Genomic DNA, 18,755 nt, shown 5'->3' on the forward strand with positions numbered 1-18,755 from the left:
GACCCGCAGGTCACGAGAGGAGTTCACGCATGAGGAGAATTCTGGCGTTCCCGCTCACCGTGCTCGCGGCGGGCGCGGTGGTGGTCGGCTGCTCCGACAACGACGATTCCGGGCCGGCGCAGTCCCCGACGCCGATGCCGTCGACGGTGCCGGCGGCCGGACCGGTACTGTCCACGGCCCAGACCGGCATCGGCGAGGTGGTGGTCGACGTGGACGGCATGACCGTGTACGCGTACGACCGGGACCAGCCCGGCACCAACGCCAGCGCGTGCGACTCCACCTGCCTCCAGATGTGGCCGCCCGTCACCAGCGACAGCACCCGGCCCGAGGTCAACGGGGTCGCCGGCACCATCGGCACGATTCCGGGACCTCTCGGCGGCCACCAGGTGACCGTCAACGGTATGCCGCTGTACCTGTTCGCGGGCGACGCGCGGCCCGGTTCGGTGGCCGGTCAGGGCATGGACAACCTGTGGTGGGCGCTGAACCCGGCGGGGGAGAAGATCACCAACGCTCCGGGCGGGTGAGGGTGCGGCCGCCGGTCAGCGCGCCGGCGGGAAGACTTCGGCTTCGCTGATGACCTCGACGGTCACCCGGGTGCCGACCTCGGGCGTACGCGTGCTGGCCTGCCGCACCAGGATCTCCGTGCCGGAGTCGAGGGTGATGTCGAGCAGGGCGGGGGCGCCCAGGAACTCGGTGCGGGTCACGGTGCCGGTGCCGCCCTCGGACACCGTGGTCGCGACGATCTGTTCGGGCCGCAGCATCAGCCGACCGGGGCCGCGGAAGTCGGTGTTGCGGACCAGGATCCGGCCAAGTGCGCACGACGCGACACCGTCGGCGACGTCGGCGGGCAGCAGCACGCACTCGCCGAGGAAGCGCGCGGTGAAGTCGTCCACGGGGGAGTGGTACAGCTGCTCCGGGGTGCCCACCTGGGTGAACTGTCCGGCGCGCATCACCGCGACCTGCCCGGCGAACGTCAACGCCTCCTCCTGATCGTGGGTGACCAGCAGTGTCGTCACCCCGGCCGCGCCCAGGGTCTGCGCCACCGACTTGCGGGTCGTCACGCGCAGGCCCGCGTCGAGGGCGCTGAACGGTTCGTCGAGCAGCATCACCTCGGGGTCCCGGGCGAGTGCGCGGGCGAGGGCGACGCGCTGCTGCTGGCCGCCGGACAGTTCGTGGGGCCGGCGACGTGCATAGGAGCCGTCGAGCGAGACCATCTCGAGCAGTTCGGCGACGCGCGCCTCGGACGCCTTGCGCCCGCGCCACCGGGAGCCGGGCAATCCGTACGCGATGTTCGCGCCGACGGTCAGGTGCGGGAACAGGGCGCCGTCCTGCGCGACGTAGCCGACGCGACGGCGGTGCGCCGGCACCATCCGCCCGTCGCCGGCGACGGTGGTGCCGCCGATCGACACGGTGCCGCCGTCGGGACTCTCGAAACCGGCGATGATCCGCAGCAGTGTGGTCTTGCCGCAGCCCGACGACCCCACCACCGCGGTGATGGAACCGCGCTCGACTTCGAGGCCGACCTCGCGCAACACGTCCGTCGGCCCGAACGACTTCGACACCTTGTCGATCACGATCTCGCTCACGCGCCGGCCGCCTTCCGGGATTGGCTGAACAACAGGTAGGTCATAGGCAGCGACAGCACGATCATGAGAAGCGCGTACGGCGCCGCGGCCGCGTAGTCGAGTTCGCCGGTGAGGGCCCAGAACCGGGTGGACAGGGTACTGGTGCCGTTGGGTGCGAGCAGCAGCGTCGCGGTCAGTTCGGTCGCGACAGCCATGAACACCAGTGCCGCGCCGACGGCGGCCGACGGCGCCGTCAGCCGCAGCGTCACCCGCCGGAACGTCGCGGCGGGCGGCTTGCCGAGCGCGGACGAGGCCTCCTCGAGGCCGACTGGCACCTGGGCGAGCCCCGAGCGCAGTGACACCAGCGACCGGGGCAGGAACATCAGCACGTATGCGACGATCACCATCGTCGTGGTCTGGTACAGCGGGTTGGCGTAGCGGATCGTGACGGTGATCAGCGCCAGCGCGGTGACGATGCCGGGCAGCGAACTGGTGACGTAGTTGGTGCCTTCGACGATCTTGCTGAGCACGCCGGGCCAGCGGACCGCCAGCCAGGCGACGGGGAACGCGAGGGCGGAGGCGACCAGTGCGCCGGCCAGACCGAAGGTGAGCGTCTGCGACAGCGCGGGCCACATCTGCGGCGACTGCCACACCTCGGCACCGCCGATCCGCAGCCACCGCACGATCGTCCACACCGGTACGCCGAGTGCGAGAGCGGTGAGCGCGGTCAGCGACAGCACCGCCGGAATCGCGCTCCACCGCAGCCGCACGCGCGACGCGTGGCGTGGCGCGCCGGAGCCGATGCGGGCGTAGCGGGCGGAGCCGCGGGCACCGGCCTCGGCGATGAGCAGGACCAGGCAGCACACGACCAGCACGCTCGCCAACATGCTGCCGGCGGCGCCGTTGAACGTGGACTGGAACTGCTCGAGGATCGCGGTGGTGAACGTGTCGAACCGCAGCATCGCGAAGGCGCCGTACTCGGCCAACAAATGCAGGCCGATCAGGAGGCTGCCGCCCAGGATCGGCAGGCGCAGCTGCGGAATGACAACCCGGAAGAACACCGCCCAGGGGCCGGAGCCGAGTGCGCGGGCGGATTCCTCGACCGCGGGATCGAGCCGCCGCAGGGCCGCTGCGACGGGCAGTGCGATCAGCGGGAAGTACGAGAGGGTGGCGACCAGGACGCCCGACCAGAGTCCGTGCAGGGACGGGACGACGGTCACCCAGGCGTAGCTGTTGACGAACGCCGGGACGGCCAGAGGGGCGGCGAGAACCGGACCCCACCAACGAAATCCGGCGACGGTGGTGCGTTCGACGAGCCACGCCGCGCCGACGCCGATCGCAGCGCAGATCGGGATGGTCACCACCACCAGCGAGACGGTGTTGACCATCAGTTCGCCCACGCGGGGGCGGAAGATCAAGGCAGAGGCCGTGTCCCATCCGGTCGTGATGGTGGTGACGACGACGTATCCGAGGGGAATCAGGGTGACGGCGACGAGCGCCGCCACGATCACGACGAGAGCCAGCGGGGGGCGGGGCTTGGCCTGCCCCCCGATCCTCCTAGAGAAGGCCGGCATCCGTCATCAGCTGAGTGACCTTCTCGCTGTTGAGCTTCGACGGGTCGACGTAGGGAGCCTGCAGGTCCGCCAGCGGCACCAGCGCGGGGTTGGCTGCGACGCCGCTGCCGACCGGGTACTCGAACGACGTGCCGGTCTGCAGGACCTCCTGGCCGGACTTGCCGGTGATGTACTTCAGGAACTCCTGTGCGGCCGCCTGGTTCTTGCTCGACTTCAGGACACCGCCACCGGAGACGCTCACGAACGCGCCCGGATCCTCGTTCTTGAAATAGTGCAGCTGGGTGTTGCTGCTGTTCTCGCCGGTCTTGGCCTGATCGCCGAACCAGTAGTAGTGGTAGATGACACCGCCGTCGATCTCGCCGGCGTTGACGGCCTTCATCACGGCGCTGTTGCCCTTGTAGGCGATCGAGTTCGTCTTCATCCCCGCCAGCCACTGCTTGGTGGCGTCCTCGCCCTTCAGTTCGAGGAGAGCGCTGACGATCGCCTGGAAGTCTGCGCCGGACGGCGACGCGCCCCAGCGGCCCTTCCACTCGGGGTTCTGCAGGTCCAGCAGCGACTTGGGCAGCTGATCGGCGGCGAGCTTGTCCTTGTTGTAGACGAACACCGTCGAGCGGGCCGCGATGCCGGTCCACTTGCCGGTCGACGGACGGAACTGGGTGGGAACCTGGTCGAGGGTGGCGGCGTCGACGTCGGCGAACTGCCCGGCGTTCTCGACGATCGCCATCGCCGGCGAGTTCTCGGTGAGGAAGACGTCGGCGGGCGAGGCCGACCCTTCGGCGACGATCTGGTTCGCGAGCTCGGTGTCCTTGCCGTTCCGCAGGGTGACCTCGATGCCGGTCTCGGCGGTGAATCCGTCGACCCACTCCTGCGTCAGCGACTCGTGCTGCGCGTTGTAGACGGTGATCTTGCCGGCGGAAGTGCCGGCGTTGTCGGAATCGGTGTCGTTCGAGCATGCCGCGACGCTGAGCAGCGTCGTGGCCGCGAACGCCGCGCCGAGGATCTTCTTCCACCGTGCTGCCATCTCGGACCTCTCATCGCCCTCACCGGCGCCTCCGATGAGGTATGGCTAAGCAACTTACACCCGCTGATGGCGGCCTCGAATCACGCCTACCCAGGTCGGGACCTTCGGCCCTGAGGTGAGGCCGGGCGGACTCCGCGGTGCCGAGCGGAACCCGAAACGAGAGAAGCCCCCGATCTGCGATGTCGCAGATCGGGGGCTTCCCGTTGGCGGAGGATAGGGGATTTGAACCCCTGAGGGCGTTAACCCAACCCGCGTTCCAGGCGAGCGCCATAGGCCACTAGGCGAATCCTCCGTTGGGCAGCATACCGGGTCGAGGGGTCGGAATGCCAAACGGGCCCCGGGGGAGGGGTGCGTCACTGCGGAGTCTCCGCATCCGGTTACACTCGTAGGCGGATCCCGCGCGGCGCGCATCCTGTGAACTCCCCCAGGGCCGGAAGGCAGCAAGGGTCAACGGGCTCTGCCGGGTGCGCGGGGTCCCCTATCTCTTCCCGTCCCCGACCAGTCGAGTCGGTGAAAGGCCGCCCGCATGCCTGTGCAGACCCAAATCGGGTTGATGAGCCACGAAGAACTTCGCTCCGAACTCGAGCGTCAGACAGCGAAGTACGAGCAGCTCAAGGCGGAGAAGCTGAAGCTCGACCTCACGCGTGGCAAGCCTGCACCGGAACAGCTGGATCTGTCGGCGGCCCTGCTCTCCTTGCCCGGGGACGGCGATTTCCGTGACGGCGACGGCACCGACTGCCGCAACTACGGCGGCCTGATGGGTCTGCCCGAGCTGCGCGCGATCTTCGGTGAGCTGCTCGGCATCCCGACGGCGAACCTGGTGGCCGGCAACAACGCGAGCCTCGAGATCATGCACGACACGATCGTGTTCTCGCTGCTGCACGGCGCCGTGGATTCTCCGCTGCCGTGGTCGCAGGAGTCGGTCGTGAAGTTCCTGTGCCCGGCGCCCGGCTACGACCGCCACTTCGCGATCACCGAGTCGTACGGCATCGAGATGATCGCGATCCCGATGCGCGACGACGGCCCGGACGTGACCAGGGTCGCCGAGCTGGTGGCGTCGGATCCGCAGATCAAGGGCATGTGGTGCGTCCCGACGTACTCCAACCCGACCGGCGCGGTGTACTCCGAGGACGTCGCGCGCGCGCTGGTGTCGATGCCCGCCGCGGCCCCCGACTTCCGCCTGTACTGGGACAACGCGTACGCGGTGCATCCGCTGGTCGAGGAGTGCGCCCCGGCGCTCGACATCCTCGGCATGGCCGCCGCGGCCGGCAACGCGAACCGTCCGCTGGTGTTCGCGTCGACGTCGAAGATCACCTTTGCCGGCGCGGGCGTGAGCTTCTTCGGCGGCTCCGAGCAGAACCTGGCCTGGTACCAGCAGCACCTGGGCAAGAAGACGATCGGCCCGGACAAGATCAACCAGCTGCGTCACCTGCGTTTCTTCGGGAACGCCGACGGTGTCCGCGCGCACATGGACAAGCACCGCGAGATCCTGGCGCCCAAGTTCTCCAAGGTGCTCGAGATCCTCGAGGATCGCCTCGGTGCGTCGAAGGTCGCGTCGTGGACCGAGCCGAAGGGCGGCTACTTCATCAGCCTCGACGTCGTCGACGGCACCGCGAAGCGGGTCATCCAGCTCGCGAAGGACGCCGGTATCGCGCTCACCGCGGCCGGTTCCGCCTTCCCGTACAAGCAGGACCCGGACGACAAGAACATCCGCCTCGCCCCGAGCTTCCCGTCGATGGAGGAGCTGGCGAAGGCGATGGACGGCGTCGCTACCTGCGTCTTGCTGGCGGCCGCGGAGCACGCGCTCACCAAGCAGTAACCCTCGAACGCCATAGTGGCCGGGCACCGAAAGGTGCCCGGCCACTCGTGTTTCCACGCGGCGGTGCGGGGGCTAGGAGAGTGCGGCCACGATGCGGTCGACGACGTTGGTCGCGCTGTAGTAGTCCAGGCGGAAGCTGTCGTAGTCGAGCGGGTAGACGGCGCCGCGCTGCACAGACGGGACGGCGGCGAGCGTCGGATCGGCCTTCAGCTTGTCGGCGCCGGGCTGCTGCGCGTTGATGACGAACGTCGTCGGGCCGGTCAGGGCGAGCGGCAGGTTCTCCGCGTTCACGGCGACGATGTCGGAGCGGCCCGCGGCCGCGCCCGTGCCGGTGATCTCGGTCGGCGGTGTGGCCACGGTGAGGCCGAGGCGCGTGGCGAGTCGTCCCTGCGCCGATTCGGCGGTGAAGATGCGTGAGTCCTCGGGGGTGTTGTAGGTGAGGATGTTCACCGGTGCCGCCCCGGCCTGCAGGGCGGGCGCGATTGTGGTCTTGGCGTCGTCGACCTTGGCGTCGAACTCGGCGATCAGTTCCTTCGCGCGGGCCTCCTGGCCGACCGCGGCGGCCAGCTGGGTGGTGAGGTCCTGCCACGACTTGTCCGAGTAGTCGAACAGCAGCGTCGGGGCGATGTGCGACAGCGTCTCGACCTGCTGTCCGGCCGAGTCGGCACCACTGGTGGAGACGACGATGAGGTCGGGGGCCGCGGCGGTGATCTTCTCGACGTTCGGCTGGCCCTGGTACAGCACCTCGACGTCGCGCTCGGCTGCGACCTCGGCCCACTGCGTGAACAGGCCCCGGTCGTCGGTGACGGTGCCCTTGGGCTGTGCGCCGGTGCCGATCAGCGGCGCGTCGAGCGACAGGAGCGATCCGGTGAGCGTGACGCTCGTGGACACGATGCGCTGCGGCTGAGCGTCGAGTGTCACTGGGCCCCTGGCGGTCTCGACGGTGCGGGGCCATTCGCCCGACTGGGCGCCGGTGGGAGTGGCGGCATCCGCGGAGTCGGTGTCGGACGAGCAGGCGACGGTCGTCAGTCCGATCGCGAGTGCGCCGACGGCGACCGCGATCCGGGCGCCGACGGAGCGCCGGCGCAGCGTGGTGGGGGACAAGGGATTCCTCCTGCGGGTAGGTACGATGAGACACTAATGTTAGGCAAGCTTCACCTAAGTAAGGGGTACCTATGTTGGACGTCGGCTCCGTCGCCGCGCTGGAGCGACGGCTGGGTGTCGAGGGTGGGCCGCTGATCGATCCGGGACCGCCCGGATCCGTGACCGCGACGTTCGTGTGGCGGGCCCCGGCCGGGTCGCCGGTCCGGTACGTCTACCTCGACGCCAACGGCGTCACCGATCGCCGCTTTCCCGAGCGCAACGCGCTTCGACGGGTGCGGGGGAGCGACCTGTGGGCGTTGTCGATCGAGGTCCCGGAGCGGTGGCGCGGCGGCTACGGTTTCCTGCCTCGCCTGGACCCGATCACCCGTCCCGATCCGGGGCGGACCGAATGGGAGTGGTGGCGTGGTGTGCTCGCGGGACTCGTGACGGACGATGCCAATCCGCTGCCTCCCGTCTCGTCGATGGGACTGCCCGCGCGGTCGGAGGCGGTCATGCCGGGTGCTCCCGCGCAGCGCTGGTGGGTCCACGGTGAGTCGCCACGTGGCCGCATGACCGAACGGACGTGGTCGCGTGCCGGCGTGGACCGGAGCATCTGGTTCTACGAACCCCCGGGGATCGCCACCGAGGACCGTCCGGTGCTGATCGTGTTCGACGGTCGCGTGACGGCGGTCGAGATCCCGATCGCGGCGGCCCTCGATCGGCTCCGCGCGCGCGGCTACCGGGTACCGCTGGTGGTGATGATCGACAGCATCGATCCCGGGCTGCGTTCCCGGGAACTTTCTTGCAACGCAGAATTTCTCGATGCGCTCACTGGCGACCTGCTGCCGCACCTGCGCGAGCAGTGGCGTGCGACGGACAATCCGGCGTCGGTGCTGGTCGCCGGCTCGAGCTACGGCGGTCTCGCGGCCACGTTCGCCGCCCTGAACGCGCCCGACCACTTCGGCGGGGCGGTCAGCCTGTCGGGATCGTTCTGGTGGCCGCGGCCCGACATGGCCGGGCGCTCCGTGCAGGCGCAACTCGCGGATCTGGAGGTGAGTCGGTCCCGCTTCTGGATGGCGGCCGGGCTCCTCGAGCCACGGCTGATCGAGCAGAATCGCGAGGTTCGAGATCTACTGGTGCAGAAGGGTTTCGGCGTCGACTACCGCGAATTCTGTGGTGGCCACGACTACATCCACTGGCGAGACGCCCTGGTCGAGGGTGCGTCGGCGCTGCTCGGCCGCGCACACGAGGCGCCATAGTTTCCCCACGCGGCCGAGAAAGCTGCCATACTCCGGCCAGTGTCGCCGCGCCGGACGCGGCGGGTTCGAAAGTGGTGAGTGCCATGGCCACCCCGGCCGCTGTCGACGGACAGGGATTGCCGACGGCGTCGCGTCGACCGGCGACTCTCGACGTTTTCCTCCTGGCCCTGAACATCCCAGGCGCCCTGGACGACTCGGCAGACGCGTCGGAGCAGCGCTCCGGCTCGCGACCCGAGTTGGCTCCGTTCCTGCCCGCGTCCAGTGCCGATCCGGTGAGCACGCCGCTGCCGGTGCGTCTGTCCGCGGTGCGGGGACGGATCGATCGCGCCGGGCAGGAGCTCGTGCTAGGAAGCGATTCTGAGGCAATCCACGTCGGGCACCCGGCCGGATGCCTGTCGTTGTGGATCGTGCCGGGGCACGGCGCGGTGCTCGCGTGCGAGACGTTGGTCGCCTGCCCGAGTGACGGTTTCGTCGACTGGCGTCCCGGCGAGGTCGACGCCACGGTCGACCGCTTCCTCGCGCCCGTCGGGCTGACCGTCGAGGCCCGGTTGCGTGACGTGTTCCCGGACCTCGACGCCGCGTTGCCGAACACACGTCTGTCCGAACTGCTCGCCGGTGCCGGGCACGAACGTGCGTCGGCGGGCCTGGCGATCGAGGTGAACGGCGACGGCGGCGACCGCGTCCGGCAGCGGGTGGAGGCCGGCGGTACGGACGCCGCGGGATGGAGTTGGGAGAGCATCGTGCTGGTCGAGCGGCCCGCCCGGGCCGGTGCGGGCATCGCCGTCCGTGAGGACGCCGGAGCCATCCTGTTCGATCTCGGCGCGACCGCCGCGGACCACGACCACGGCGTGTTCGGCGTCGGCGAGATGATCCGTGCCCTGGTGCCGTGGGTCGCGGTCCGGGCCCGGCATGCCGCGGACTACCGGTTGGTGCTCGATCATCTGCGTGACCACGATGTCCTCGAGGACGGTCGTCTGCTCGCCGCGCTCGACGACGTGGCCGCGGTCCAGGCGCGGCGCATGGAGCGCGTCCTGCTGGTCACCGAGGCGCGGCACAACGGCGTGGCACTGCCGCGGATGGCGCCGACGCAGCTGCGCACGGTGTTGGTGCGGCGGCTGTCGGCGGAGATGACGACGCTCGACGCCGAACTGGGGGAGGCGACCCGGGTGATCGAGCGGGCCCTGCTGCGCAGCGCGGACCGCCGCGGACACCGGCACTCCCGGATCGCGCAGGCGTGGTCGGTCGCCGCCGGCGTGATCGGCGTGGTCGCGGTGTTCGCCGCGCTTGCGGCTGTCCCCGCCGTGGACCAGCCGACGCTGTTCGGGCACTGGCTCGAGGCGCTGGCGGCGACGATCGCGATCCTCGCCGGTGTCGTCGTCATTGTGATCGTCTGGCGGCGCCCCTCCTGACCCCGGACCGGCGGATGACGCCTGCGGCGTCCGGTCGGATGGCAGGATCGGGGCATGGCCCTCACGCTGAACCTCGTCGGTGACCCGGAAGCGGACGCCCTGCTGGCGTCGGACCCGCTCGCGCTGCTGATCGGCATGCTCCTCGACCAGCAGGTGCCGATGGAGACCGCCTTCGCAGGACCGAAGAAGCTCGACGACCGGCTCGGCGGCCTCGACGTCCACAAGATCGCGCAGATGAACCCGGACGACTTCATCGCGGTGTGCGCGCAGCCGCCGGCGGTGCACCGGTTCCCGAAATCGATGGGCGAGCGGATCCAGTCGCTGTGCGGATACATCGTGGAGCACTACGACGGCGACACCGCCGCGATCTGGACGTCGGGCGACCCGGACGGCAAGGAGGTGCTGAAGCGCCTGAAGGCGCTGCCCGGCTACGGCGACCAGAAGGCTCGGATCTTCCTGGCGCTGTTGGGCAAGCAGATCGGCGTGCAGCCCAAGGGCTGGCGGGAGGCGGCCGGGTCGTACGGCGACGAGGGTTCCCGCCGGTCGATCGCCGACGTCGTCGACCGGCAGACGCTCCTCGAGGTGCGCGAGTTCAAGCAGGCCGCCAAGGCCGCGGCGAAGGCGGCCAAGGGGAAGTAGGCCGTCAGCCCGCCGGGGGTGCGAAGAACTCGAGCGCGATGTTGTCCGGGTCGCGGAACGAGAGCCCCGACCCGTAGCCGGCGGACTTGATGCCGCCGTGAGCGATGCCGAGTTCGTCGAGGCGGTCGCGCCAGTATTCGAGTTCGCCGGTGGTGCAGGCGAACGCGACGTGATCGAGGCCGATCCGTCTCTCGTCGAACGCGGCGTCCGGGGTGGAGCCGGTGTGGGTGTGCAGGCCGAACATCGTGCCGCCACCGAGTACGAAGACGGCGTGGCGGAATTCGCCGGATTCCTCGTCCTCGTCGAGCACCGGGGGACTGCCGAACAGCCGCGTGTACCAGTCGGTGCTGGCCGCCATGTCCGACACGGTCACGGCGATGTGGGTGAGAGCGGGAAACGGTGCCACAGTGCTCTTCTTTCGTCGGTGCGTGCTGAACACGCTGCGTTCGTGCGGTATCGCAGCTCCCCTCGAATGCGAATGTAGTTCACAGACAATGCGGTACAGCAGGTGTTCCGGATGCGGTTCCGTGACGATGTGGCAAGTTGGACAAGTCAGCCGTTCCGTAACGGCCACGCGCTGAATACCGACCCATTGGTATGAAACTCTTGCGAATCGCCCGTTTCGCTCCGCTCGCGGCTGCTGCGTGTGCGGCTGTGGTCACCGTGTCTGCTCCGACGGCCGCGGCCGACGTCGTGGACGTGACAATCGTCCCGGGACTCAGCGGTGGTCCGACGACGTCATTCGGGGCCGGCTGCACCTATCTGGTGGTGGCCAGAACGAGCCAACTGGTAGAACCGGGCGTGTCCATCGGCGACTACAACCGGGCATCGACGATGTTTCCGCAGGAGCTGATCTGGGACACCGTCGATCCCTATTACGTCGCGCCTGTCGTGCTCGGTCATGCGTTCACGCTGTGGACCCCGACGGCGCCCGGCGAGCATTCCCTGATGGCGTATCAGACGTCGGCGGGAGGTCCGGTTGAAACGGTCACCGTGAATCCGGGTATCGCGATCGGGCCCGGCTGCATCGTCGCGCCCTGACATTGCACGGGACATGACGGCGGCCGTGCCCGAAGCAGGACGGCCATCAGCGTCAGACCTCGTCGGTCTCCGGCTCTGCCTCCGGCCGCGGCCTCGGCCGCTCGTGCTCCCGGGAGAACAGCCCGGTCGGCGCCCCGTGCGCGAGGACGGCGTGCTCGTAGGCCGATTCGGCGTGCAGGGCGAGGTCGATGCCCGACGTCTCCTGGTCGGCGGTGACGCGGAACCCGATCCAGCGGTCGATGAGCTTGCCGAGGCCGTACGTGACGCCGAACGCGTAGAGGCCGACGACGGCCACCGCCAAGGCCTGCTTGCCGAGCTGGACGAGCCCGCCGCCGTACAGCAGTCCCTCGACACCGTGGGTCATGACCTGCGTGGCGAGCAGGCCGATCAGCAGGGTGCCGACGATGCCGCCGACCAGGTGCACGCCCACGACGTCGAGGGAGTCGTCGTAGCCGAAGCGGAATTTCCAGCCCACCGCGAACGAGCACACGGCGCCCGCGACGACGCCTACGACGGCGGCCCCGACCATGCTGACCCACCCGCACGACGGGGTGATCGCGACCAGTCCGGCGACGACACCCGACGCGGCGCCGAACGTGGTGGGGTGGCCGTCGCGCTTCTGCTCGACGAACAGCCAGCCGAGCAGGCCGGTGCAGCCGGCGACGAGGGTGTTGAGGAACACCGCGGCCGCGGTGCCGTCGGCGGCCATGGCGGAGCCGGCGTTGAACCCGAACCAGCCGAACCACAGCAGACCGACGCCGAGCAGGACCATCGGCAGGTTGTGCGGGCGCATCGGCTCGCTGCGGAACCCGATGCGCGGGCCCAGCACCAGCGCCAACGCCAGCGCCGACGCGCCGGACACGATCTCGACGACCAGGCCGCCCGCGAAGTCGAGCGCCCCCAGCTTCGCGATCCAGCCGTCCGGCCCCCACACCCAGTGCGCGACGGGCACGTAGACCAGCAGCGCCCACACCGGCACGAAGACCATCCACGACGAGAACTTGGCGCGGTCGGCGATCGCCCCGCTGATCAGTGCGGCGGTGAGGATCGCGAACGTCAGTTGGAACGTCGCGAACAGGAACTCGGGCACGCCGCTGCGGGCGGTGTCGGGCGTGATGCCGGCCATGCCGAAGTGCTCGAGCCCGCCGATGAGTCCGCCACCGACGTCGTCGCCGAAGGCCAGGCTGTAGCCGACGAACAGCCACACCACCGTGACCAGCGCGATCGAGATGAAACTCATCATGATCATGTTGAGGACGCCTTTGGAGCGGACCATGCCGCCGTAGAACAGGGCGAGGCCGGGCGTCATCAGCAGGACCAGCGCGGTACTGATCAGCAGCCACGCGGTCGTCGCGGGATCGATCGTCTCGAGCATGTGAACTTCTCCTCACCGGCGGGGTGTCACCGCACGCGAGAAACGACGATCGCGTCCTGCAGTTTCCGGGGCGGGGCGTGCGTGTTGCGTCTGTGTTTCGGATTTCTCTCGACGCCCGGAGCGCGCGACGGGGGTGGGGTGCGACACCTGCGGCGAACTGTCGTCGGTCGCCGGTAGTCTTTCGCCGTGGCCCTGTACCGGAAGTATCGACCAGCTTCGTTCGCGGAGGTGGTGGGTCAGGAGCACGTCACCGAGCCCCTGAGCACCGCACTCGACGCGGGACGCATCAACCACGCCTACCTGTTCTCGGGTCCGCGCGGCTGCGGCAAGACGTCGTCGGCCCGCATCCTGGCGCGCTCGCTCAACTGTGTGCAGGGGCCCACGTCGACGCCGTGCGGCGAGTGCTCGTCGTGCATCGCGCTCGGTCCCGGCGGCGCAGGCAACCTCGACGTCATCGAGCTCGACGCCGCCAGCCACGGCGGCGTGGAGGACACCCGCGAGCTGCGCGACCGCGCGTTCTACGCGCCCGCCGAGTCGCGGTACCGGGTGTTCATCGTCGACGAGGCGCACATGGTCACCACCGCCGGCTTCAACGCGCTGCTCAAGATCGTCGAGGAGCCGCCGGAGCATCTGATCTTCATCTTCGCGACCACCGAGCCGGAGAAGGTGCTGCCGACCATCCGGTCCCGCACGCACCACTACCCGTTCCGGCTGCTGGCGCCGTCGACCATGCGCGGGCTGCTCGAGAAGATCTGCGGGCAGGAGAACGTGCCCGTCGAGGACGCGGTGTACCCGCTGGTCATCCGCGCGGGCGGCGGCTCGCCGCGTGACTCGCTGAGCGTGCTCGACCAGCTCCTCGCCGGTGCCGGCGAGGAGGGTGTGACGTACGCGCGGGCGCTGGCACTGCTCGGTGTCACCGACGTCGCGCTCATCGACGAGGCCGTCGACGCGCTCGCCGCGAACGACGGCGCCGGGCTGTTCGGCACCGTCGACAAGGTGATGGACGCCGGGCACGATCCGCGCCGATTCGCCGTGGACCTGCTCGAGCGCCTGCGCGACCTGATCCTCATGCGCGCCGTCCCCGACGCAGCCGAGCGCGGCCTGGTGGACGCGCCCGGCGACGTGCTCGACCGCATGCGTGAGGAGGCCGACCGGATCGGTCCCGCCACGCTGGCCCGCTACGCCGACCTCGTGCACGCGGGTCTCGGCGAGATGCGCGGTGCGACCGCACCGCGCCTGCTGCTCGAGGTGATGTGCGCGCGGATGCTGCTGCCGGCCGCATCTGATGCGGAATCCGCTGTCCTGCAACGGCTCGAGCGGATCGAGCAGGGTGTCGTGGTGCCCGCGCCGGCCGGCGCCGCACCGGCCGCGGCCGCGCCGGCGGCCCCCGGGCCTGCCGCCGTCGAGCCGCCGACGTCCGGTCCGGTCTACCAGCGCCCGTCGCAGCGCCGTGCGGCCGAGGCCACCCCGGTCGCTCAGGAAACGGCTCGACCCGAGCCGGCACCGACACCGCCGCCCGCTCAGACCCCGCCGCCCGCTCCGACACCCGAGCCGGCACCCGCCCAGGCGCCGGAACCGGCCCCCGCGCCGCAGGCGGAGGCACCGCGCCCGCCCGAACCGATGGTCGCCCCACGTCCGATCGAAACGCCGCGGCCCGAGCCCGCGCCCGAGCCCGTGCCGCGACCGGCCGAGCCCGTTCGGCAGGCGGAGTCGGAACCTGCTCCGGTGCAGCAGAATTCGTCGTCTCGCCCCGATGCCGCCGCGATCCGTGCGGTGTGGTCGGAGGTCCGCACGAAGGTGCGCGAGCGCAGCCGCACGGTCGAGGTGATGCTGTCGGGCGCGACGGTGCGGTCCGTCGACGGCCCGCGCGTGGTGCTCGGCCACGACTCCGCCCCGCTCGCGAAGCGACTGGTCGAGCCCCGCAACAGTGACGTCATCCGGGCGGCCCTGCGTGACGTGTTCGGCGGCGACTGGGAGGTCACGTGCGAGCACGGTGCCGCGGCGCCGTCCGCCGCGCCGGTGCGGGCGCCACAACCGCAGGCGAAAGCGCCTGCTGCGCCACGCTTCTCGCGTCCCAGTCAGGGGCGCGCCGCCGCGGCGCCTGCCGCGCCGACGGCGTCTGCCGCGCCGCGCCCGGCCGCGTCCGACCTTGACGACATTCCGCCGCCCGAGGCCCCCGACTACCCGGACGATCCGGGCCCGCCGCCCGCCGACTACTACGACGACGCTCCGCCGCCGCCCACCACCCGGGAGGACGAGGAGGAGATGATGGCGGAGGCTGCGGTGCCGGTCGACCAGGCCAGCCGACGCGATCCCGAGGACATCGCGAACGAACTGCTCGTCGAGGTCCTCGGCGCCCGCAAGATCGACGGCTGATGACGCGGCGGTCGCTCGCCGAACGGGTCGTCGGCGTCGTCAACCGTGTCGGCTCCGGTCCGGAGCGCCCCCTGACGGCGCCGCCGCCGATGCCACCTCCAGTCGGGCGGTGGTTCAACTGGGCGCACTACGGCGTGATGGTGCCGAATCTGCCTGAACCACACCGGTATTTCGGAATCATGGCGATCGTCGGTACGCCCGAGGTCGCGGTGTTCGCGAACGATCACGTCGTCGCGACGACGCCGCGGGACACCACGACGGTGGTCTCGTCCACGGCCGCGATGACGCACGGCCAGTTCCTGCACTACAGCACCGCCCGCGACTGCGACTTCGCCGACGACGGTTCCCGACTGCGGTTCGGCGACGACATCGCAATCGACGGCCGGTATCCGACGTTCACCGTCGCCCGCCGCCACCCCGAGGTGGGTGTCGAGTTGAGCCTGCGGGCGACCGGAACCATCACCCGGTTCTTCGACATCGCGGGGCTCTACCGGCACTGGAGTCTGCTGTGCGAGTACGACGGTGTCGTCGGCGATACCCCGGTGTCGGGGTTGTGCGCGCTCGAATACGCCTGTGGCGCAGGACCGCACAGTCTGCTGCCACCTGCGCTCGCAACCCGCGCCAAACTGCCGGCGCAGGTCTTCACCTACCAGATCGTCAATGTCGACGACCGAACCCAGGTGCTGCTCACCCATGTGAGCGGTCCGTTCGGGACCCCGGTGATCCGCACCGCCTACGTCCGGACGGTCGACGGCGGCAGCCACGGCTACACGGTGGGCTGTACGTTCACGGTGGACCGGGACGCCGAGCAGAAGCTGCGAACCCCGGACGGTCGGTCGATGGGCGTGCCCGATCGGTACCGGTGGCGGCTCGTCGACGCGGCGGGGAAAGAAGTGTTGTTCCTCGAGTGCGAGGCGACCGACGACTGGACCTACGGTCTCGGCGCCGGTTTCGTCGGCAGCTTCCGCTATGTCGGCACGTTCGGCGGCGACGCGATCGAGGGCGTGGGATACGCGGAGTACGTCGACGTCGGCTGAGCCGCGGACTCGAGCGTGAAGTTGTGGACGGCGTGGTCGACTCCGTCGGCCCCCTGGCACGGATCCAGGATCGCCCAGGCCGGCGCGCCGTGCCGAATCCAGTCGTCCCGCCGGAAGTACAGCCGCGTGGTCTGGGTCAGCATCTCCGGGGCCTTCACGGTCACGAGCAGGTGTGCCGGTCGCCACGGATGCCAACCCTCGTTGGCGACAAACCAACCGGCCGGGCCGTTCGTGCGGATCTGGTAGGGCGCGGGCTGGACGGTCGAGACGACGAAACGGCCGTGGTCGTCGGCCGCGCAGGCTGCGGCCAGGCGGGTGCCGGACCGGACAGTCCCGGCTCCGTCGCTGTGTCGGACGAGGAGCGTCGCGCCGCGTAGCCCGCGTCCGGTTTCGTCGTGAATGCGGCCCTCGAGCACGAGTGGAGTGCCGACGACGTCCTCGAACGTGGAATGGGTCGATATCGGAATGGCGGTCGAGCAGAACCGGAGCGGGAAGATCACAGTAGTTCCCTTCTGCGGAGTGAGCTGGGGGACGGGGGATCAGGCGCTCCGGAGCGTCGCGGAGGCTCCGGGACGGCCGAACTCCTGGCTCATCCAAGTGCGGCAGGCGCAACCTTCGGCCTGCTCCCGACGTGCGCTCGCAGAGTTGGACATTCGTCCGCTACCTTTCTACCCCGACGTCTGTTCCACGGGGGTAATTGAACCCCGGCCGTGCTCGTTGCGCCAGAGTCCAGCCGGTCTGTATTCGCGCCTCGGTGCGGAGTCTGGAGGGCGACTGCGTTCCATGGACACCGCCCTTCGGGTCAGGGGCAGTCGATGAGACAAAGGCGCGCGGCCTCAAATAGGCTCGCACTCATGCTTGTTGTGACAACGAACGACATTCCCGGGTGGGAGATCCAGCGCGTGATCGGCGAGGTCTTCGGCCTGACCGTGCGCTCCCGGAACATCGGATCGCAGATCGGTGCCGGGCTCAAGTCCCTGGTCGGCGGCGAACTTCAGGGCATGACCAAGAATCTCACCGAGAGCCGCAACGAGGCGATGGGACGCCTCATCAACGAGGCCGCGCAGCGCGGCGGAAACGTCATTGTCGCAATGAGATTCGAGACGTCGGATCTCGGCGGCAACTGGTCGGAGATCTGCGCGTACGGCACGGCGGCCTACGCTGTTCCGGTGACGGACGCCGCGAGGCAGACGGCGGCGGAGTTGGGCTATCGGAGCTGACGCGAGCCGTAGAGCCGAACCGGTCGCCCGTCCATTCCCAGGGCGGCCGGTTACCTTCGATTCGTTCCTTCCTTCCTTCCGACGTCGACGACGGACGACCCTTTCCGATCGCTACGCAGGGGGGCAGCATGGGGGGTATGGATCCGTTCGATGTCTGTGTGAACATCGACCCTATGTGCACAGTCCTCACGATTCGTGACGCGACAGGGCGGGTCGTCTACCGGGAGCGGCGCCCCCCGAGATGGGGCCTCAGTTTGGCGGGCGACGACTTCGACTTCGATGCAATGGATTCGGCACTCGCCGGTGCCGGGTTTCGGCGACCTACCTCGGCTGAATGGTTGAGGGGGCACTGGTCGGCGCACACCGTGGTCGACGAGACGGCCAGGTCCGGCGCCGATGCAGGTGCGCGATGATCAGCCGTTCTCCCCGCTCTCGTCCTCGGCTTCCTGTGGTGCCGAAACGATGTTGGTGATGATCTCGCCGAACTCGGCCGGGGCACCGATCAACCAGGAGTGACCGCCGGGCACGGTCACCAGTTCGGGATCACCCAAGCTGGTTCGAAGTGACAGCAGGGTCGACTCTGGAATCACCGTGTCGCGAGTGCTCCACACGATGACGATGGGGAGCCGGCGAGCGCGTAGTTCCGCGAGCTCCTCCTCGAGATCGGCCGTGCGCGCGAGGTGTGCGACTCGCCATACGGCGCGCGGATTGCGAAGGATGTTCGGAACTGCTTCGCGTGTGATTACCGGCAGCACGCGGGTTGCTTCACGGCTCATCGTCAGATCTGTCTGCAGGTGCAGCCCCCAGTCCCACAGCGGCCGCTCGATGCTCGCCCGGATCACGCCGCGGCCGTCGGTCCACTTGGAACCTCCGATCGAGTTGACGAGAACCAATCGTGAAGCGAGGGAGTCGAAGTCGTGGGCCGACTGGATTGCTACGCCACCCCCGAACGAATGGCCGACGACGGTGATCGGTGTCGGGATGTCGGCCGCTTCGCAGAACCTCCATACCCAGCGCGCGTAACCTGCGAGCGATCGTTGACCGACCGGAAGGTCCGCGGTGCCGCCGAAGCCGGGTAGGGCCGGCGCGAACACTCTGAGATGGTTACGGGTCAGCTGCGAGAGCGGCCGCAGGTAGGCCCGGTGGGTCATCGCCCACCCGTGCAGGAACAGCACGGGAGTCCCTGCGCCGCCGACGCCGTAGCTCGTCGGGCGCTTCTCGACCGTGATGGTTCGCCACGCGATTCGTGGAATCGGCGGTTCGGCGACATCCATGCGGGTCATGGAACACCACTCGAGCGCGCCGGAACAGGGCCCATCGTCACCGCTGTCGGGGTG

Annotated in this window: 17 protein-coding genes, 1 tRNA gene and 1 other RNA gene; 10 read left to right on the top strand and 9 right to left on the bottom strand. The window is 69.5% G+C overall.

Annotated elements, in window-relative coordinates; translation table 11 throughout:
• Positions 1–29: 29 nt before the first annotated feature.
• Positions 30–524, top strand: a complete 495-nt coding sequence (locus ABTV10_RS01840) for a COG4315 family predicted lipoprotein (RefSeq protein ID WP_433609308.1) — start codon at positions 30–32, stop codon at positions 522–524.
• Positions 525–539: 15 nt separating this feature from the next.
• Here ABTV10_RS01840 and ABTV10_RS01845 read toward each other — a convergent pair whose 3' ends face one another.
• The 4 genes from ABTV10_RS01845 to ABTV10_RS01860 all read right to left on the bottom strand — a co-directional run bounded on the left by ABTV10_RS01845 (position 540) and on the right by ABTV10_RS01860 (position 4,452).
• Positions 540–1,586 (bottom strand): ABC transporter ATP-binding protein, encoded by a 1,047-nt coding sequence (locus ABTV10_RS01845; RefSeq protein WP_499032146.1) that lies wholly within the window; start codon positions 1,584–1,586, stop codon positions 540–542.
• A complete protein-coding gene (locus ABTV10_RS01850; RefSeq protein WP_499032147.1) occupies positions 1,583–3,139 on the bottom strand; it encodes an ABC transporter permease in 1,557 nt (518 codons plus the stop codon). The genes ABTV10_RS01845 and ABTV10_RS01850 overlap by 4 nt, the downstream gene beginning before the upstream one ends.
• Positions 3,123–4,160 (bottom strand): iron ABC transporter substrate-binding protein, encoded by a 1,038-nt coding sequence (locus tag ABTV10_RS01855; RefSeq protein ID WP_499032148.1) that lies wholly within the window; start codon positions 4,158–4,160, stop codon positions 3,123–3,125. The genes ABTV10_RS01850 and ABTV10_RS01855 overlap by 17 nt, the downstream gene beginning before the upstream one ends.
• A 204-nt stretch (positions 4,161–4,364) precedes the next feature.
• Positions 4,365–4,452, bottom strand: a tRNA-Ser gene (locus ABTV10_RS01860).
• 96 nt (positions 4,453–4,548) lie between these two features.
• On the opposite strand from ABTV10_RS01860, the gene ffs reads away from it, so the two are divergent.
• Positions 4,549–4,643: signal recognition particle sRNA small type (gene ffs, locus ABTV10_RS01865), an RNA gene on the top strand.
• Between the two features lie 43 nt (positions 4,644–4,686).
• Entirely contained in the window at positions 4,687–5,979 is a 1,293-nt protein-coding gene (locus ABTV10_RS01870; RefSeq protein ID WP_499032149.1) for an aspartate aminotransferase type Ic, read from the top strand.
• Positions 5,980–6,051: 72 nt separating this feature from the next.
• Here the strand turns inward: ABTV10_RS01870 and fepB are convergent, their stop codons facing one another.
• Positions 6,052–7,083, bottom strand: a complete 1,032-nt coding sequence (gene fepB, locus ABTV10_RS01875; protein WP_499032150.1) for a Fe2+-enterobactin ABC transporter substrate-binding protein — start codon at positions 7,081–7,083, stop codon at positions 6,052–6,054.
• Between the two features lie 71 nt (positions 7,084–7,154).
• Between fepB and fes the strand changes: the two genes are divergently transcribed.
• The 3 genes from fes to ABTV10_RS01890 all read left to right on the top strand — a co-directional run bounded on the left by fes (position 7,155) and on the right by ABTV10_RS01890 (position 10,369).
• Complete coding sequence (fes, locus tag ABTV10_RS01880; RefSeq protein WP_499032151.1) at positions 7,155–8,321, top strand: enterochelin esterase; 1,167 nt, start codon at positions 7,155–7,157, stop codon at positions 8,319–8,321.
• Between the two features lie 83 nt (positions 8,322–8,404).
• Positions 8,405–9,730: a hypothetical protein gene (locus ABTV10_RS01885; RefSeq protein ID WP_499032152.1), complete on the top strand. Its 1,326-nt coding sequence runs from the start codon at positions 8,405–8,407 to the stop codon at positions 9,728–9,730.
• Positions 9,731–9,784: 54 nt separating this feature from the next.
• On the top strand, positions 9,785–10,369 hold the full coding sequence (locus ABTV10_RS01890; protein WP_433609323.1) for an HhH-GPD-type base excision DNA repair protein: 585 nt from the start codon (positions 9,785–9,787) through the stop codon (positions 10,367–10,369).
• A gap of 4 nt (positions 10,370–10,373) precedes the next feature.
• Here the strand turns inward: ABTV10_RS01890 and ABTV10_RS01895 are convergent, their stop codons facing one another.
• Positions 10,374–10,775, bottom strand: coding sequence for a VOC family protein (locus ABTV10_RS01895; protein WP_499032153.1), 402 nt, complete (start codon positions 10,773–10,775; stop codon positions 10,374–10,376).
• Between the two features lie 287 nt (positions 10,776–11,062).
• Between ABTV10_RS01895 and ABTV10_RS01900 the strand changes: the two genes are divergently transcribed.
• Positions 11,063–11,410, top strand: a complete 348-nt coding sequence (locus ABTV10_RS01900) for a hypothetical protein (protein ID WP_499032154.1) — start codon at positions 11,063–11,065, stop codon at positions 11,408–11,410.
• Positions 11,411–11,462: 52 nt separating this feature from the next.
• Here the strand turns inward: ABTV10_RS01900 and ABTV10_RS01905 are convergent, their stop codons facing one another.
• Positions 11,463–12,785: an ammonium transporter gene (locus ABTV10_RS01905; protein ID WP_499032156.1), complete on the bottom strand. Its 1,323-nt coding sequence runs from the start codon at positions 12,783–12,785 to the stop codon at positions 11,463–11,465.
• 186 nt (positions 12,786–12,971) lie between these two features.
• Between ABTV10_RS01905 and ABTV10_RS01910 the strand changes: the two genes are divergently transcribed.
• Together ABTV10_RS01910 and ABTV10_RS01915 are read left to right on the top strand one after the other, a co-directional pair.
• Positions 12,972–15,161 carry a DNA polymerase III subunit gamma and tau gene (locus ABTV10_RS01910; RefSeq protein ID WP_499032157.1) on the top strand — a complete coding sequence of 730 codons (2,190 nt, stop codon included), beginning with the start codon at positions 12,972–12,974 and terminating at the stop codon, positions 15,159–15,161.
• Positions 15,161–16,198 carry a DUF6670 family protein gene (locus tag ABTV10_RS01915; protein ID WP_499032158.1) on the top strand — a complete coding sequence of 346 codons (1,038 nt, stop codon included), beginning with the start codon at positions 15,161–15,163 and terminating at the stop codon, positions 16,196–16,198. Before ABTV10_RS01910 ends, ABTV10_RS01915 begins: the two co-directional genes overlap by 1 nt.
• Here ABTV10_RS01915 and ABTV10_RS01920 read toward each other — a convergent pair.
• Complete coding sequence (locus tag ABTV10_RS01920; RefSeq protein WP_499032159.1) at positions 16,129–16,698, bottom strand: dioxygenase family protein; 570 nt, start codon at positions 16,696–16,698, stop codon at positions 16,129–16,131. The two genes, ABTV10_RS01915 and ABTV10_RS01920, sit on opposite strands and share 70 nt — an antisense overlap.
• A 354-nt stretch (positions 16,699–17,052) precedes the next feature.
• Here ABTV10_RS01920 and ABTV10_RS01925 point away from each other — a divergent pair, with 354 nt between their 5' ends.
• Positions 17,053–17,418: a YbjQ family protein gene (locus tag ABTV10_RS01925; RefSeq protein WP_348610635.1), complete on the top strand. Its 366-nt coding sequence runs from the start codon at positions 17,053–17,055 to the stop codon at positions 17,416–17,418.
• A 413-nt stretch (positions 17,419–17,831) separates the two neighbouring features.
• Here the strand turns inward: ABTV10_RS01925 and ABTV10_RS01930 are convergent, their stop codons facing one another.
• Positions 17,832–18,701 (bottom strand): alpha/beta fold hydrolase, encoded by an 870-nt coding sequence (locus ABTV10_RS01930; protein ID WP_499032160.1) that lies wholly within the window; start codon positions 18,699–18,701, stop codon positions 17,832–17,834.
• Positions 18,702–18,755: the final 54 nt, after the last annotated feature.

The organism is Paraburkholderia sp. RHO2 (assembly GCF_050955445.1).
GTDB classification, from domain to species: Bacteria; Actinomycetota; Actinomycetes; order Mycobacteriales; family Mycobacteriaceae; genus Prescottella; species Prescottella agglutinans_A.

Bases quoted from the DNA above. Each gene is read 5' to 3' on its own strand.
- ABTV10_RS01925 (WP_348610635.1), top strand. From the start codon at position 17,053: ATGCTTGTTGTGACAACGAACGACATTCCCGGGTGGGAGATCCAGCGC.
- ABTV10_RS01885 (WP_499032152.1), top strand. From the start codon at position 8,405: ATGGCCACCCCGGCCGCTGTCGACGGACAGGGATTGCCGACGGCGTCG.
- ABTV10_RS01930 (WP_499032160.1), bottom strand. From the start codon at position 18,701: ATGACCCGCATGGATGTCGCCGAACCGCCGATTCCACGAATCGCGTGG.
- ABTV10_RS01870 (WP_499032149.1), top strand. From the start codon at position 4,687: ATGCCTGTGCAGACCCAAATCGGGTTGATGAGCCACGAAGAACTTCGC.
- ABTV10_RS01840 (WP_433609308.1), top strand. From the start codon at position 30: ATGAGGAGAATTCTGGCGTTCCCGCTCACCGTGCTCGCGGCGGGCGCG.
- ABTV10_RS01890 (WP_433609323.1), top strand. From the start codon at position 9,785: ATGGCCCTCACGCTGAACCTCGTCGGTGACCCGGAAGCGGACGCCCTG.
- ABTV10_RS01915 (WP_499032158.1), top strand. From the start codon at position 15,161: ATGACGCGGCGGTCGCTCGCCGAACGGGTCGTCGGCGTCGTCAACCGT.
- ABTV10_RS01905 (WP_499032156.1), bottom strand. From the start codon at position 12,785: ATGCTCGAGACGATCGATCCCGCGACGACCGCGTGGCTGCTGATCAGT.
- ABTV10_RS01850 (WP_499032147.1), bottom strand. From the start codon at position 3,139: ATGCCGGCCTTCTCTAGGAGGATCGGGGGGCAGGCCAAGCCCCGCCCC.
- ABTV10_RS01855 (WP_499032148.1), bottom strand. From the start codon at position 4,160: ATGGCAGCACGGTGGAAGAAGATCCTCGGCGCGGCGTTCGCGGCCACG.
- fes (WP_499032151.1), top strand. From the start codon at position 7,155: ATGTTGGACGTCGGCTCCGTCGCCGCGCTGGAGCGACGGCTGGGTGTC.